The organism is Rossellomorea aquimaris, assembly GCF_020171925.1.
GTDB classification, from domain to species: domain Bacteria; phylum Bacillota; class Bacilli; order Bacillales; family Bacillaceae_B; genus Rossellomorea; species Rossellomorea aquimaris_F.
In genome coordinates this window covers 35,084-51,749 of sequence record NZ_JAIVAR010000003.1, presented here as the reverse complement: position 1 = coordinate 51,749, position 16,666 = coordinate 35,084, and the positions used below count along the sequence as shown (strand labels likewise).

Genomic DNA, 16,666 nt, shown 5'->3' with positions numbered 1-16,666 from the left:
CGAATTAGTCTTTCCAATGAAATAGATTTCATGATTTTAATTAGTACGTTCTGTTAAACACCACGGTTGATCCCCCCTGAAGATTTCGCTTTCTGCTGGCGGTTGGTAAGCCCCGCAGCCAGACAAGTCACACCTGATTCGCTACTCCCGCATCAGTCTCGTCTTGCACTCCAAATAACAGATGGGAAACGGATAAAGACAACACTATCCTTCAACAGCGACACCTGTTAAGTGGGAATTGATAGATGTTGGTCTCGAACTAGTCAAGTGGTCGAGTTTCAGATTACCCTTCTTTTAGATAAGTGACAGGAAAAAGATGAGGGTGGGGGACAAAACTAAAAAACTACTACATAAAGCCGAACAAGTTGAGTGTAGTCTCTTAATACCGCTAATGATTTCCGTGCAAGACTTCGCTTTCCGCGGGTAGCCTGTGAGCCTCCTGCGGGGTCTCACATGTCTAGCTGCAGGCCTCTCTTCAAAGCCCTTCCGCTTTTCTCATAAGCTACTCTTCCCGCAGGAGTCTTCGTCTTGCACTCCAATCAACCGCTAGATAGATGTGAAATCTAATCGTACAGTTATAGAAATAGTTAAAAACCCGAACTAATTTGTCCTTCGACAGACAAATTAGTTCGGGTTTTACTTAAGCTGAAACACTTTTGCCCCAGCCTCATCTCATAATATCAATAGTTTGCTTGACGCACTCTTTCTTCTTCTTTGTTGCCAGACTTCCGATTTGCCATGTATCCGATCAACAAGATGGCGACGGTGAGTCCAATCGTAATAGCGTAGGTGACAGGCCCGTGCTCGATATTCAATAATTCAAGGAATCGATGGTCGCCAACAATCATTTCCCCTGCTGTGTAGGCGAGGATCCCTGCACCGAGATAAGCGATCCAGCGATACTTTTCGAGGGCCTTTACGATCGCTTTTGATCCGAATATCATGATGGGGATGGAAATGAAGACCCCAAGCGCAATCATGCCGATGTGTCCATGAGCGGCCCCTGCAACAGCCACGACATTATCAAGGCTCATGGCTGCATCTGCAATGATGATTGTCGTGATGGCTTTACCCAATCCTGTATGGGCTTTGATATTCGCGTCGTCTCCTTCTTCTACCAGAACGTTATAAGCGATCCACAGAAGAAGTAAGCCTCCTATTAAATGGACATATGGAATCTGCAACAGATAGACGATGATTGCAGCGAATAAAACTCGTAAAATGACGGCACCTGCCGTTCCCCAGAAAATCGCCTTATTTTGAAGCTCTTTTGGCAAACTTCTTGTAGCCATGGCGATGACGATTGCGTTATCCCCCGACAGTATGATATCAATCGCAATGATCTTTAACAGAGCAATGACAGCACCTGAAGATATGGCAAGTCCCAGTGGAAAAAATAAATCCATCTTGGTTCCTCCTTCTATCTAGTAATCATTAAGTAATCATTGATATAAAAACATAACTTACTCATTTTAACACAAAAGCTGAACGAAAAAAGGAAGTTTGCAAGAAATGGCAGGAACCTCCTGAAAGTGATTCTTTAATCATGTGAAAGCGATAGATGATGGGAGGCGATTGTTTTAGTCCTATTCGGAGCGGTTATAGTAAAAGAAATCATGATAAAGGAAGGGGGATCATTCTAGGTTGGGAAATCTACTCATATTTGGAGCCGTCTTGTTCATCCTTGTCAATTTGATCTACTTCTTTAGGAATAAAGAATTCAAATACAGCTATTTCAGCACGGGGATGTTCTATAAATTATTCTTTGTCCTGATGGCCGTGACCATTGCATTTGCTGTCCTTTATTATGGGTTGGGGACCAATGGGGTCGTCTTGAGATACAGCTTGCCGGATGGGCAGGAGGTCCCGCACAGTTTCTCAAATTATTTATACTTCAGTGGGGTGACCATCCTATCGGTTGGATATGGAGACTATCTTCCGGTCGGCAACCTCCGATTCTTCGCCCTCGTCGAAGCATCGATCGGTCTCCTTCTCCCATCAGCCTATTTCATGAGAGTACTGAATTCAAAAAATGAAAAATAGACAAGAAGGCGAAGGTACGTCCCTCACTGCTTTAAAGCAGTGAGGGACGTACCTTCATCATGAATTGACCGTAGTAAAGAAGGTAGAGGGGTGTTATGATGAGATGAATAAAAGCAGGTAGCTGCTGAATTTACTGGAAAAGGTCTTGAGAGAATTGAAAAAATGGCAAACTTATATTGTATTGGTGTTCGTGATGATGATATGGGGGTTCAATGTCCCTGCTTTGAAAACCCTGGTCACGGCGTTCACCCCGGTGACCATCACATCCCTGCGTATATTCACTGCCGGGGTGACGGTCTTCATCATTTTGGGATTTATGAGGATTGTGAGGAAGCCTACCAGAAGGGAGGGCATCTACATCATTGGTGGCGGGCTGCTCAATGTGGTGAGCCATCACTACTTCCTATCTGTTGGACTGACACATACATCTTCTACAAATGGGGGGCTCATACTGGGAACCGGGCCTTTGCTGACGGCAATGCTCGCTTCCATCCTCCTAAGGAACCGGCCGACCGTCATCAAGGTGATCGGCTTCTTGCTCGGAGGGGCCGGTGTCTCCATCATTGTTTTATCGGGAGGAAATGGCCTGGCGACACTGAACATGGGGGATGCCATGGTCTTCATCTCCATCTTCTCCCAGGCGCTGAGCTTCATCATTATCAGCAAGGCCGCTAAAACCCTGGATCCACGCTTATTGACGGGATATATGCTCGTATTCGGTTCAGTGATCTTGTTCTTCATTGGTCTTGTTAAAGAACCCGGGGGGCTTGACCATCTTGGCAATGCTTCTCCAGGAATCTGGATTCTTTTCTTTGCTTCAGCCATGCTTGCGACGGCACTGGGGCATATGCTATACAATCAATCAATCGGAAAATTGGGTGCAGCCGAGACGTCCATCTTCCTGAACTTGAATACATTTTTCTCTTTGATTGGTGCTTCTGTATTTTTAGGCGAAAGCATCACCCCTTATCACTTAGTGGGTCTTGTGTTCATCGTCCTAGGGGTTGTATGCGGATCTGGTACGTTAGAAGAAATGGTGATCAGAAGAAAACAGGAGCGCTTCCTTAACAAGCACAGAAATCATCATCTTTAACGTGGGAACATCACAGAAGGAATAATTTCCCGCTCTGTTAAATAGGTTAGAAGGTAGTAACTAACAGTGGGGGGGAGCACCATGCTGAATGATCAACTTCAGAAGCTAGTCAATAATTTAATCCAAATTGAGCATGTATCCACTACGTTGTATTTGGCGATGTCCGCCTATATGGCCAATCAGAATTATACCGGGATGGCTAAATGGCTCAGACTTCAATCGGATGAAGAACGCACTCATATGCTTAAGCTGATCGACTATGTAACGGATAAGGGAGGCACCGTGGCAATACAGGAACTTCCCGCCCAGCCGAACCAATTCGGTACGCCTCTTGAAACGTTCAAGAAAGTGTTGAAGCATGAACAATTCGTTACGGATTCATACCGTCAGGCGTACAATTATGCCCTTCAGGAGGATCCTCAGACAGCCTTGATCATCCAGGACTTTCTAAGGGAACAAATTGATGAAGAAGCCCAGGCTCAAACGATTGTCGATCGATTGACGATTGCAGGTGATAACCAGGCTGCCATCCTCGTCCTCGATCAAGAGCTTGGTCAACGGAATGTTGCCCCTGCAGCGGGGGGATGAACACCAACAGTAGCACCTGTCTCATTCATGGGCGGGTGTTTTTTTGTGAGAAATGTCCATGATTGAATCTGATAGTAAAAAAAGAGAAGGGATTTCCCGTAGGTGTAAAGAATTATATAAGTGACTGTGTTATAGTGGAAAAGTCATCTTTTTTTGCCAATCACCTCCCTTTATCCGAAGTGTACTGAAAATGATTTGGGTCTTTGGAAATGGTGAAGCGGGTGACAACGTCCTCTGTACATAACCATGATACTGCCGTTGTAGTCTTTAGAATATAATTTGGGGACGGGGAACACATTATACGTATATGACAATGGAGGTGTTCAGTGATGGAAGGAAAACCATTTCACTTTGATGGGAGCCAACATAACGCAAGTGGATCAACAAGCGGAATAGAGCCATTTGAATTAACTGAAGAGATGAGAAAGAGTATATCGGGAAATCCTTTTCAAGCGGTTGCCGCGGAAGAATCGGAGGAGTGATGCTGTCAATATTGACAGCATTTTTTTTATGAAAATCTTTAGCTGAGGGATGGAAGGTTGCTTGTTTCGGGTATAGAATGTGCTTTTTTTCGCAAAATGAATAAGACGGAAAAAATGATAAAAGGCAGGGGTCTATATGACAAAAGTATTATACATCACCGCACATCCACATGACGAAACGATGTCGTACAGCATGGCTGTGGCAAAAGCATTCATGGACACATATAAAGATGTGAATCCTGACCACGAAATCGTCCATATCGATTTATACAATGAACATATCCCACATATTGACGCAGATGTGTTCAGTGGCTGGGGGAAACTGCAATCCGGGAAAGGGTTTGAAGACCTCTCGCAAGAAGAACAACAGAAGGTCCAGCGCTTAAATGAACTGTCCGATCAATTCATTGCCGGCGACAAATATGTGTTTGTCACTCCATTCTGGAACTTCTCATTCCCTCCACTGATGAAGGCTTATATCGATGCAGTGGCGGTCGCAGGGAAAAGCTTTAAATATACGGCTGAAGGACCGGTGGGATTGCTGACGGATAAAAAGGCACTACATATTCAAGCGAGGGGTGGGGTATATTCAGAAGGACCTGCAGCCAGCATGGAAATGGGGCACCGTTATCTTGAAATCATCATGCAATTCTTCGGCGTGCCGTCATTTCAAGGGTTATTTGTCGAAGGGCATGCCGCCATGCCGGACAAGGCAGATGAAATTAAGAAAGATGCGATTAATAGGGCAAAGGACCTCGCCCATACTTTTTAATGAAAGAAAACCTGGTTTCAGTAATATGAAACCAGGTTTTTTCTTTATAATATGGCTGTTTTCGACGTTTCTTCGGCTTTTGGTTCCGGTACGAAAGCGAGGATGACAATCCCGATGATGAACAGGATAACCAAACTGAATACCCCGCTTGATGAATCTCCAGTGACCTGGGCAGTCACACCGACTAGAAGGGGACCCAGTATGGAAGCGAATTTACCAAAGATATTATAAAAACCAAAGAATTCATTCGCGTTTTTCTTCGGGATCAATTTTGCGAAGTATGCTCGGCTGAGGGCCTGGATGCCTCCTTGAGAGGAAGCGACCAACATTGCGAGAATCCAGAAATCCATTGTCGTCTCAAGGAAATAGGCATAGATGCAGACAATGATATAGACCACGATCCCTACATAAAGCATTTTCTTTCCTGTAAATCGTTCAGAAAGCCTTCCGTATAAAATGGCGAAAGGTCCCGCGACCACTTGAGTCACAAACAGAATGATTAAGAGATTGGTAGCCGTGATTCCAAGGTCCGTTCCGTAAGCGGTGGACATGGTGATGATCGTGCCAACTCCATCAATATAGAAAAAGTACGCAAGAAGAAATAAGAAAAGTGCACGGTAACGCCTGATTTCTTTCATGGTTTTGCCCAATCGCTTAAAGCTGTTTGCAATGGGGCTCTGATCCCTTTCGATGAAATATCGCTGATGAACATTCTTGATGAGTGGGATTGAAAAGACCCCCCACCAGATAGCGGTGATCAAGAAGGCGATCTTACTGGCTATAGTGGTCGAAAACGGAAGTGTGCCACTTTGTGCGAGCATGATAATCGCGATACTGATGATAAAAGGAATCGTACTTCCGATATAACCGAATCCGAATCCTCTGGCAGACACCTTGTTCATTCGCTCTTCCGTGGTGACATCCGTAAGAAAGGCATCATAGAAAACATTGGAGCCTGCTGAACCGATGGCTGCGACCGTGTAGAAAACAAGTAATAAAAGCCATTGATCACTAGGTACGAATGCAAGAAAGGCCGTAAAAGTGACACCGAGCGCAAAGAAGAAAGTGAAAAACTTTTTCTTATATCCTTGGTAATCGGCAATGGTGCCTAATATGGGACTCAACATGGCAAGGATAAAGGTAGCGATGGCAACCGTATATCCAAGATAGGCGGTGGAGTCAGAGGGACTGATTCCGGCATTCGTGGCAGCAGCCTTATAAAATAGCGGGAAGACCGCCGTAGAAATGATGATCGAATACGCTGAATTGGCCCAGTCATAAAAAATCCAGCTGCTTTCTTCCTTCGTGAATCGCTTCATTTAGAATTCCCCCTCAGGGTCAGTATTTCATTACTGTGTTGATTCAAAAAACAAAAGCGTAAAGCCGCGGGTGTATGAGAAAAAAACAATTCTTGCAACATCATATCCGAGCATCAATAAGTCCCTCAGGAACACTACCGTCCGTAGCCCCTAAGTCCAGACCGAGTAGTTTAGCGAAAAGGGGGCCTTCATCTACAAGGTGCATCGCTTCTACTTCCTTATTGCCGACAATCCCTTTACCCTTTGCCATGAAGATGGTTGTGTAACCTTCTTTTCTTGGTGAATAGCCATGGGATCCCCATGTATAACGCTTATTCCTGACGTCTTCTTCCGTGATCGTATGGATGAGATCACCTGAAAGGGAATCCTTGAAATAGTAGCCCCGTTTCGCTTCTAGCATAAAGGCACACGTAGGATCGGCACCTGATTCGCCCGCTTCCTCACCGGTGAGTATTCTTTCGATTCCATATGATGGATTTTCTTGTACTTGGCGAAGCAGGTGTTCGACTTCCCTTGCAGCCACTTGATCTTTTACATAAACATAAGCGGAGCCGTCACATCCTTTACAATAGGCTTTCCAATCTTTAATCCTTCCCCTTTGATCAAGGCTGATGAACCCTTCATCTTTTAACAAGACATTGAGTTGGATGGCCTTCGTTTCATCAAGTGCGCTGTGGTCACCGAGTGCAACGACCGTGGATCGTTCATGAATCCCGGCTTCCTTCAGCGCAGCGATGATCTTTCCGAGCCTCTCATCATGACGGCGGATTGAGTCCTTTGCCTCTTCTGAAGAGAAGCCGTGATAGTGTCTTTGCGTATCAAGGTCTGTAAAATGAACGAGCAGCAGGTGGGGCCTCTTCTCCTTGATTGTCGCAACCGTTGATTGAAGGACAAAGTCATCAAGTGCTGGTTGCTCTAAGCCCTTCCGGATATGACCGAAGCGTTTGTTCATCTTCAATTGATAGAGTGGTGTCCCGTTGAACAAGGAAACCATGACCTGGTGATGCCACCAGCGGTTCGCGAAGATTTCAGGCATATTATAATCAATGCCTGCCTTCGCGGTGACGGGCCATAATAGCGCAGCTGTCTTTAAACCAGCCTTTCGTGCTTCATCATATAAAGTGGTCCCCTTCACATGCCGGCGGTGCCAGTACCAGTCGGGGGACTCCCTTCCCGGCTGCAGGAATGTGTTGTTGATGATGCCATGGCGGTTCGGGTAATTTCCGGTCACGATCGTGGCATGGCAAGGGTAAGTGACGGATGGATAGATGGTTTCGACATTTGTGCAGAAAGATCCGTTGGACAGAAGTTCCTTGAAGTGGGGCAGTTCCTTTAGCAGTGGGTAGTCAAGTGACGATAAGCAGTCAAAAGATATGACGATGAGGTGATCGGTAAGACGCGTCATATGGTCCTCCATCAAACATAATGAGTTTGTACTATATACCTATTAATATAACAAAACATTCAGAATTAAAATATCCTTTCTTTAAACAGGACACAAAAGAAAGGTACGTCCCTCATCGCTTTAAAGCGATGAGGGACGTACCTTGGCCTTTACTGATGCGTGATCAATGATACGATTCTTAGTTTTTTACTTTTCTTTCGACCTTGCCTCCGTCTTTGACATCACAGATGCCTGAGTACTCGACGGTTTCAATCTCACAGTTCTCCCCGATGATGACATTCTTCCCTCTAACAAGCTTAGCTTTTGTGTTTTCCAAAAGAATTTCGTCCCCCTCGATCAATTCTGTCTTCAAATGATCACTACGCTGCATGAAAAAGTTCATCACCTGCTTGAGCAGTTTCGTGGAATGTTCGTTCCTCACTTCGATTGTTTCACCACCAATTTCCTTGATGAAAGAATCGTGGCCGATATGAATTTCCACTTTATCCGCGCTTAACAGCCCGTTGATTTTGACGGATCCCTTCGAGGTGAAGGTTTCGACTTCACAATCATTTTCTACCTGGAGGGAGCCGCTCGATTTAATCAGCCCACCTTGAAGCTTGCCTCCGATTTTCGTGGACCCACTTGATTTGAACTTCTTGCATGTGAGATCCTTGCCGACTTTGCTTGCTCCGCTTACGGTCATTTCCAAGGCAGTGATCGAACCATCGATGGTTGTGCTTCCGCTGATGCCAATCTCCTTTGTATGAATATTCCCTTTGATCTTTGATGATCCACTCGTTTTGAACTCATCGGAAGTGACATCTCCTTCAATTTTTCCAGAACCGGATATTTTAAGGTCCTTGCAAGAAACGTTCCCTTGGATCGTACCGGAGCCGCTGATTTTCACCGTATTGAATTCACCACCGCCGAACGTGCCAGATCCACTGATTTTCAGGTCATGCAACTTTTTTTCTGTTGTATTCATGATACATTCCTCCTTGGTTAAAAGTTTGTTTCACTTGTCAGAGTGATTTTTAGTTCTTCAAACATTTGGAGCAGATCAAGCCTTACAATCGTTTCTGCTGTCCGTTCAATGATGGTAGGGGACTCCAAGGGACATAAAAGCCATATGATCGTCCCTTTTTTCTTCAGACCCCTTAGTTCGTAAGAAGCGCTTTCAAAGGGATTGAAATCTTCCTGTAAAAAGAGGAAAAGTCCCTTGCGTTCTTTCTCACACGTCACTGTGGTCCACACTTTTTCAAGAATGAACATATTCAAAATGTCCGGAAAATCAACCGCTTCTGTATCACTCAGAAGAGGGGAGCAGAATGAAATGGTATCGGATTGCAAGAACCCCTTCACAGGCAATGATTCCAGCGTGATTTCGATCTTGGACGGATTCGGTGAGAAGAAGTCGGATAATTCGTCCAATGAGTGAGTATCCTTGAGTTCTTTCACTTTTTCAATTCTCGCAAGCATTTTCTCTCTTGGAAAAAAGGTTTCCTGGCCAGTGAAGCTGGACTTCTTGATGAACCATTCTTCCGGAATGATGTTCTTACGCTTCCAGCGATAGAGCTGACCGTAAGAGATGCCCGTCAGTTCCAACACTTCCTTTTTGGATATCAAATCATGTTCCAACGTCAGTTCACCTCGATTTCACCATAACAAAACATTGTTACGTTACTATAGTAGTACTATAGCAGAACAATGTTACGCTTGTAAATGAATTCTTCCATTTTTTTCAGAAAACGTGTCGTTCCACTTCTTAAATGGATATCCAAAATATGTTTATCGACAAAGCGCAAGGGTATAGAACCACCAGAGCATTTTACATAGCAAAAGAAAGGGTTGAAAAGATGGGTAATGAGAAGAAAATCGGCATGAACGTGAACGGCAAGACGAAGGATGAGCAGCTTGAAGAATACCGTGTGGATGATAGCGGAAAACACCTGACGACCAATCAGGGACTGAAGGTATCCGAGGATGAGTTTTCATTGAAAGCAGGCGAACGTGGGCCGACTTTGATGGAAGATTTTCATTTCCGTGAGAAGATGACCCATTTCGATCATGAGCGGATTCCGGAGCGCATTGTCCATGCCAGGGGATTCGCGGCCCATGGTGAATTCGAAGTGTATGAGTCTATGGAGCCTTATACAAAAGCAGCGTTTTTACAAGATCCCGCTAAGAAGACACCGGTGTTCGTCCGATTCTCGACAGTGGCTGGAAGCAGGGGGTCGGCAGAAACCGTCCGTGACGCACGAGGATTCGCGACGAAATTCTACACGGAAGAAGGGAATTACGATTTGGTAGGAAATAATATTCCGGTTTTCTTCATTCAGGATGCCATTAAATTCCCTGATCTCATCCACGCAGTGAAGCCCGAGCCTCATAATGAGATGCCCCAGGCAGCCACTGCGCATGATACGTTCTGGGACTTCGTCGCGAACAACCAGGAATCCGCCCATATGGTCATGTGGGCAATGTCTGACCGGGCCATACCGAGAAGCTTGCGCATGATGGAAGGATTCGGTGTCCATACGTTCAAATTTGTAAACGGTGATGGACAAGCACACTTCGTCAAATTCCACTGGAAACCGGTCCTAGGTACGCACTCACTTGTCTGGGATGAAGCACAAAAAATCAATGGTAAAGATCCGGATTTTCATCGCCGCGACTTATACGAATCGATTGAGAATGGCGATTTCCCGGAATACGAACTTGGCGTTCAAATGATCAAGGAAGAAGATGAATTTAACTTTGATTTTGATCTTCTCGATCCAACGAAGCTTTGGCCGGAAGAAGAAGTAACGGTGAAGATCATTGGTAAAATGACATTGAACCGGAATGTGGATAACGTGTTTGCGGAGACGGAACAGGCGGCTTTCCATCCTGGATCCGTCGTACCCGGCATTGATTTTTCGAATGACCCATTATTACAGGGAAGATTATTCTCTTATACCGATACTCAACTGATCCGCTTGGGTGGCCCCAACTTCCATGAACTGCCGATCAACCGCCCCGTCTGTCCTTTCCATAACAATCAGCGGGATGGTTATGGACGCCATACAATCAATAAGGGACAGGTTAGTTACCATCGTAATTCACTTGCGGATGACACCCCTTCTCCTGCAAGAATCGAAGAAGGCGGTTATACCCACTATCAGGAGAAGATGGAAGGTCGTAAAGTCCGGGCTAGAAGTGAAAGCTTCAAGGATCATTTCTCTCAAGCGACTTTGTTCTGGAACAGCATGAGTCAGCCGGAGAGAGAGCATATCATCAATGCTTTCAGCTTTGAACTCGGCAAGGTCAAGAGTAAATCGGTTCAACAGCAGGTGGTTGATATGTTCGCCCATGTGAACCTGGAGCTTGCACAAGGATTTGCAGAAGCCATCGGAGCCCGTGTTCCCGAAGGACCTGGATCGAAAGTGACCAAGTCATCCCCGGCGCTAAGTCAGCAACACACAGTCAAGACACCCCGTACTCGCAAGGTAGGGGTCATCATGAGCAGCGGATTCAATGGTAAACAAGTGTCAGCAGTCCTAGATGATCTAACAGTAGAAGGTCTTCAACCTGAAATCATAAGCAGTAAATTAGGGGAGCTATCAGGAACGGAAGGTGTGAAACTTGAAGTGGATCATACCTTCCTGACTTGCGATTCCGTCCTGTTCGACAGCCTCTATATTGTGGGGGGAGAAGAGATGGATAAGAAATTCATACAAGATGCATCCTTCTTTGTTCAAGAATCCTTCTCGCACTACAAGCCGATTGGGTTTACCCATGAAGGGACTTCGATCCTTGAAAAGGTAGGCAGGAAAGAGAGTCCAGGTGTGGTGATTGGTACGAACATGGAATCGTTCACGAGTGAATTCATCGAAGCAATCGCAGCACACCGTCATTGGGAACGTGATTTGGTATAAAGCCTTCTGAAAAAACAGGCGCTGTTTTTACGGAAATCTGAAAGTTGAAGTGGTTCAAACATTAACGAACGGAAAAGTCATACGATTATGATGAATGTGATCTTTGGTACTAAATAGAGGGAAGCTGGCCATTTAATTAGCCAGCTTTTTTTATGTAATACATAACGCAACTACTGGATACCATTTCCATAAGCAAAAGCCTTGAAAGTCAAAGAAGGTCAAATTATACTATGTGTATAAGGTCAAAGAAAGTCAAAGTCAAACTGACCTTTAAATCCTATCATATTCTCACTAACTTTTAACGATAAAAAATGATAACCATATAGGAGGTAATACTGCATGAAATGTCAAGTATGCCAGCAAAATCAGGCAACGGTTGAAGTGTACAAAAGAGTGAATCAACATCAAAGCAAAATGCATATGTGTACTGATTGTTTCCAAAAGCAGCAATCTAAAATGCCTTCTGGAATAAACGGAGGTTTTCCTTTTGATGAATTGTTCAAAGGGATGAATATGGGTGCCACCCAGCCGGATGCCTTCCGAGCCAAGCAAGGGGCGCCAGAAACTGAAACGGCAGGTGATGGTGGTAACGGAATCCTTGACCAATTTGGAAGAAACGTCACTTCTGCTGCAAAAGCAGGACTGATCGATCCCGTCATCGGAAGAGACAAGGAAGTCGAACGTGTCATCGAAATCCTGAACCGCCGCAATAAAAATAATCCGGTCCTCATCGGTGAACCTGGTGTCGGGAAAACGGCAATAGCAGAAGGCCTAGCCCTAAAAATCGTGGCAGGCGAAGTGCCTTCCAAACTGGTGAATAAAGAAGTATACGTGATGGACGTCGCGTCATTGACAGCAGGTACTGGAGTCAGGGGTTCGTTCGAAGAGCGCCTGAAAGCGATCATCAGCGAGCTACAGAAGCGCAAGAATGTCATGTTATTCATTGATGAAATCCATCAATTGGTCGGAGCGGGATCAGCAGAAGGATCAATGGATGCAGGGAATATTTTAAAGCCAGCATTGGCACGCGGCGAACTTCAGGTGATTGGTGCCACTACATTGAAGGAGTATCGCCAAATCGAGAAGGATGCTGCCCTTGAACGTCGCTTCCAGCCGGTAATGGTGAATGAGCCGACGTTACAACAAACAATTGAAATCCTTAAAGGGCTTCGTGACAAATACGAGAATTATCATGGCGTGACCTTCTCTGATGAGACGATTGAGGCGTGTGTGAAGTTGTCTCATCGTTATATTCAGGATCGTTTCCTCCCAGATAAAGCCATCGACTTGATGGATGAAGCAGGGTCAAAAGTGAACTTGCAATCGGAGGGTGAAGATGCATCAGCTCTTCAAAAGAAATTGAATGAGTTGAAGGCAATGAAAGAAAAAGCAACAAGGGATGAGCGCTACGAGGAAGCTGCGAAGCTCCGCGATCAAGAAGCGAGAATTGAAAAGCAACTGCAAGATGGTACATCCAAAAAGTCAGCAGTCGAACCGGAGCTGATCCAATCAATCATCGAAACTAAGACGGGCATACCGGTCGGGAAGCTTCAACGTGATGACAAGAAGCGAATGAAAGAGCTGGAAATGAACCTGGCCAACAAAGTGATCGGTCAATCAGAAGCGGTTAAGAAAGTCGCCAAAGCCATCCGCCGTAGTCGGGCTGGCCTAAAGGCGAAACACCGTCCGATCGGTACATTCTTATTCGTCGGACCGACAGGTGTCGGTAAAACAGAGTTAACGAAGACACTTGCTGAAGAATTATTCGGATCAAAAGAGAGCATGCTGCGATTGGACATGAGTGAATACATGGAAAAACACTCTGTATCCAAACTCATTGGTTCACCGCCGGGCTATGTAGGGCATGAAGAGTCTGGTCAATTGACGGAGAAAGTAAGGAGAAATCCATACTCCATCATTCTCTTGGACGAGATTGAAAAAGCCCATCCCGATGTACAGCACATGTTCCTGCAAATCCTTGAAGATGGACGCTTAACGGATAGTCAGGGCAGGACCGTGAGTTTTAAGGACACCGTCATCATCATGACGAGCAATGCAGGCGTAACGGATAAAAAAGAGGCGGTGGTCGGATTCGATACAGGCGGCACCGATGCAGTAAAGGAAACAAACATCCTGCAATCATTGGGTGCATATTTCAAGCCTGAATTCCTGAATCGCTTCGACAGCATCATTGAATTCCAATCGCTTGAAAAAGAAGAACTTCTTCAAATTCTGGACCTTATGCTATCAGAGCTGCAATCTGATTTGATTGAACAAAGAATCTCCGTGACAATCGAACAAGCAGCGAAAGAAAAGCTCGTTGAATTGGGTTATCACCCTGAATTCGGGGCCCGTCCGCTGCGCCGCGTCATCCAGGAGAGAGTGGAGGATGGAATTGCAGATCTGTTGCTTGAGGAAGATCACATTGAGGAAGTGACGGTCAAACTAGTCAATGATGAGATTGTGGTAGAATCATAAGGCTCAGGTTGAGGCCATTTTGTGGACGATTGTGAAAGCACCATAGAAAAAATCTCGTTAAATAAGGACTCCCCCGGAATGGTTCCGGGGGAGTCCTTTGCTTTGTTCATAAGCACTACCCTTTAATGATCATCAGAAGAAAGTACACGCTCTATCGCTTGAGCGACTCCGTGGTCCGTATGCAGGCCGGTCACCCAATCCGCAGCCTCTTTCACTACTTCCTGGGCATTCCCCATGGCGACCCCGAAACCTGATTCCCTGATCATGGCGATGTCGTTCATACTGTCGCCGACAGCCATCACTTCTTCCATTGAAAGATCGAGCCAATCGCATACTTTTATCAGTGCGGCAGCCTTGTTGACCCCCGCAGGATTGATTTCGATATTTGTCGGACTGGAATTAGTGATTTCAAGTGCTTCATTTTTTATCAATTCATCCATGATCACTTTCCGGACATCGTCATCTTTAATATCAAAGCCGAACTTCAACCAATCATACTCATCAATTTCCTTATCAAAAGGGTTGCGGGAATTGAAAAGTCCTTGAGTGGTGGAAGACCAGAAGTAGACATCATGTTCTTCTTTTATCGTCCATAGCATCTTCACCAGGTCACGATCCAAAGGGGTGCTGTCTACAAGGTTATATTCATGATCATAGATTTCACCGCCATTGACGGTGATCAAATAGGAGGATCGTCCGAGCTGATCGGATATATCACGGCATGTCCGTAAAGAACGGCCGGTGCTCAATACGACATGTATCCCTCTTTCCTTCGCACGATGTATGGCTCTTTCATTTTCTGGTGAAACTTCGCCTTCATGATTGACAAGGGTCCCATCCATGTCAAGCGCAATCAATTTGATCGTCATTCAATCACGTCCTTTCGTTATCTCATCAACAGTTTAATATAAAAGTGTAAAATAGAGTAGGAAAGAGGCTTTGTGAAAATCTTCAAGCCTTCTATTACTATCTCTTATATTCAGGAAGACTAAACCTATCGAATCATAAAGGAGCCGATCATGAAGAGTTTTACGGAAAAATCGATCCATATCATACAATCTATCCCTACTGGTACAGTCATGACTTATGGTCAAATAGCGAAGTACGCGGGAAGTCCGAGGGGGGCGAGGCAAGTTGTGAGGATCCTGCACTCGATGAGCAGCAAATACGAACTTCCATGGCACCGGGTGATCAACGGCAAGGGAGAGATCGGATTTAAAAATGATGAGCAATTCAAGCTTCAAAAAGAGATGTTGGAAGCTGAAGGAGTGACATTTACAAAAGGGAATACAATCGAATTGGAGAAGTTTCGATATACACCGGAAATCCCTTCAGAAGAATAGTTGGGGATGATTGATCGTAGACGGTGAAATCATATGGGGTATTAAGGTATAATTTACCTATTAAAACAATTGCGAGGAAGAATACAGTATGATTAGTGATTTAGTCGTAAATATATCGCTCTTAATGTCGTTCACTTTCGTCTGGCATCAACTGTTCAGAAAGAATAGGCTGACCATGTCATCCCCCGTTCAAATCAAGATCATCGATGGGCTATTGGCAGGTTTTCTAGGGATTATCCTCATGCATTACAGCATTGGTGTCAATGAAATGACAATCCTAGATCTAAGGCATATCCCGGTCGTGCTTGTCGCGTTTTATGGGGGATTCCTGCCTGCGTTCATATCCGCAGTTGTCATCATCGTTGGACGATTCCTCATCGCTGTGAATTTTTCATCATTTATTGCCCTTTTCATGATGCTTGTCATCGCGCTAGGTGCTGGTTTGATTGTTACGTTCATGAAGGGTGGAGCCTGGAAGCGGTGGACCGCCCTGCTCTTTTACAGTCAACTGATTTTCTCGATTGCGCTTTATATTGTCGTTGACAACTATTGGGATGTACTACAGTACGCATTGTTCCATGTGTTGAGTACGATCATAGGAGGTTACTTGACCTTCTACTTTGTCGACTATATCAGAAAGAACACTGAAAGATATTACCGATATAAAGAAAATGCACTTAGGGACGCTCTTACTGGACTCAACAATGTCCGCTCGTTTGATACGCATTATAATCGGATGATCAAAGAATCGATGGATGAAAAAGTGGAATGTGCCATCTGTCTGATTGATGTCGATCATTTCAAACAAATCAATGATACGTACGGGCATACAGCAGGCGATGAAGTGTTGAAGCAACTTGCGGGCTTGTTAAAGGGCTTGACGAGGTCAGGGGACATCCTATCCCGGAATGGTGGGGAGGAATTCTCACTCTTGCTCCCGAAATGTACGGTCGGACAAGCCAAGGATATTGCAACGAGGGTGAGGGAAGCTGTATCCGAATTCAACTTTACATTGCCTGATCAAAGGAAAATACAACTGACTGTGTCAGTAGGCGTATCAGCCTTCAATCCTGATGAGGGAAAAGAGGAAGCCTTGTTTCAAGATGCAGACGAGGCTTTATACAAAGCCAAGCAAAGCGGAAGGAATATTGTATGTACAAGTTGGGAGTGCTCTTATTGAAGGTCAGATGTTCAGCGTCCCAGGTCGTTCAATAGACGTTGCATTTTGTAGTCAAGGGTCGCTG

General features: G+C 45.0%; 15 protein-coding genes. 9 read left to right on the top strand and 6 right to left on the bottom strand.

Annotation, left to right across the window (positions count from 1 at the left end):
• Window positions 1-680: 680 nt before the first annotated feature.
• Entirely contained in the window at window positions 681-1,406 is a 726-nt protein-coding gene (locus LCM10_RS11655) for a TerC family protein (protein ID WP_224876452.1), read from the bottom strand.
• A 238-nt stretch (window positions 1,407-1,644) separates the two neighbouring features.
• Between LCM10_RS11655 and LCM10_RS11650 the strand changes: the two genes are divergently transcribed.
• From LCM10_RS11650 to LCM10_RS11630, 5 genes are all read left to right on the top strand, one after another.
• Window positions 1,645-2,043 carry an ion channel gene (locus tag LCM10_RS11650; RefSeq protein ID WP_224876451.1) on the top strand — a complete coding sequence of 133 codons (399 nt, stop codon included), beginning with the start codon at window positions 1,645-1,647 and terminating at the stop codon, window positions 2,041-2,043.
• A gap of 154 nt (window positions 2,044-2,197) precedes the next feature.
• Window positions 2,198-3,136: a DMT family transporter gene (locus LCM10_RS11645; RefSeq protein ID WP_224876450.1), complete on the top strand. Its 939-nt coding sequence runs from the start codon at window positions 2,198-2,200 to the stop codon at window positions 3,134-3,136.
• Window positions 3,137-3,220: 84 nt separating this feature from the next.
• Complete coding sequence (locus LCM10_RS11640) at window positions 3,221-3,724, top strand: ferritin (RefSeq protein ID WP_224876952.1); 504 nt, start codon at window positions 3,221-3,223, stop codon at window positions 3,722-3,724.
• Between the two features lie 329 nt (window positions 3,725-4,053).
• Window positions 4,054-4,206 carry a hypothetical protein gene (locus LCM10_RS11635; protein ID WP_224876449.1) on the top strand — a complete coding sequence of 51 codons (153 nt, stop codon included), beginning with the start codon at window positions 4,054-4,056 and terminating at the stop codon, window positions 4,204-4,206.
• 136 nt (window positions 4,207-4,342) lie between these two features.
• Window positions 4,343-4,978, top strand: a complete 636-nt coding sequence (locus LCM10_RS11630; protein ID WP_224876448.1) for an FMN-dependent NADH-azoreductase — start codon at window positions 4,343-4,345, stop codon at window positions 4,976-4,978.
• 44 nt (window positions 4,979-5,022) lie between these two features.
• On the opposite strand, the gene LCM10_RS11625 is transcribed toward LCM10_RS11630, so the two are convergent.
• The 4 genes from LCM10_RS11625 to LCM10_RS11610 form a co-directional block, all read right to left on the bottom strand.
• On the bottom strand, window positions 5,023-6,297 hold the full coding sequence (locus LCM10_RS11625) for an MFS transporter (protein ID WP_224876447.1): 1,275 nt from the start codon (window positions 6,295-6,297) through the stop codon (window positions 5,023-5,025).
• Between the two features lie 100 nt (window positions 6,298-6,397).
• On the bottom strand, window positions 6,398-7,702 hold the full coding sequence (locus LCM10_RS11620; RefSeq protein ID WP_224876446.1) for an ectonucleotide pyrophosphatase/phosphodiesterase: 1,305 nt from the start codon (window positions 7,700-7,702) through the stop codon (window positions 6,398-6,400).
• Window positions 7,703-7,880: 178 nt separating this feature from the next.
• The gene (locus LCM10_RS11615) at window positions 7,881-8,669 is read right to left on the bottom strand and encodes a polymer-forming cytoskeletal protein (protein WP_224876445.1); all 789 of its coding nucleotides are present in this window, start codon (window positions 8,667-8,669) and stop codon (window positions 7,881-7,883) included.
• Between the two features lie 17 nt (window positions 8,670-8,686).
• Window positions 8,687-9,322 carry a DUF4004 family protein gene (locus LCM10_RS11610; RefSeq protein WP_224876444.1) on the bottom strand — a complete coding sequence of 212 codons (636 nt, stop codon included), beginning with the start codon at window positions 9,320-9,322 and terminating at the stop codon, window positions 8,687-8,689.
• Window positions 9,323-9,540: 218 nt separating this feature from the next.
• Between LCM10_RS11610 and LCM10_RS11605 the strand changes: the two genes are divergently transcribed.
• Window positions 9,541-11,601, top strand: a complete 2,061-nt coding sequence (locus LCM10_RS11605; RefSeq protein WP_224876443.1) for a catalase — start codon at window positions 9,541-9,543, stop codon at window positions 11,599-11,601.
• A 339-nt stretch (window positions 11,602-11,940) separates the two neighbouring features.
• Entirely contained in the window at window positions 11,941-14,079 is a 2,139-nt protein-coding gene (locus LCM10_RS11600; RefSeq protein WP_224876442.1) for an ATP-dependent Clp protease ATP-binding subunit, read from the top strand.
• A 122-nt stretch (window positions 14,080-14,201) separates the two neighbouring features.
• On the opposite strand, the gene LCM10_RS11595 is transcribed toward LCM10_RS11600, so the two are convergent.
• On the bottom strand, window positions 14,202-14,948 hold the full coding sequence (locus LCM10_RS11595) for a Cof-type HAD-IIB family hydrolase (protein ID WP_224876441.1): 747 nt from the start codon (window positions 14,946-14,948) through the stop codon (window positions 14,202-14,204).
• A 150-nt stretch (window positions 14,949-15,098) separates the two neighbouring features.
• On the opposite strand from LCM10_RS11595, the gene LCM10_RS11590 reads away from it, so the two are divergent.
• Entirely contained in the window at window positions 15,099-15,422 is a 324-nt protein-coding gene (locus LCM10_RS11590; RefSeq protein WP_224876440.1) for an MGMT family protein, read from the top strand.
• 88 nt (window positions 15,423-15,510) lie between these two features.
• Window positions 15,511-16,602, top strand: coding sequence for a diguanylate cyclase (locus LCM10_RS11585; RefSeq protein WP_224876439.1), 1,092 nt, complete (start codon window positions 15,511-15,513; stop codon window positions 16,600-16,602).
• Window positions 16,603-16,666 lie beyond the last annotated feature (64 nt).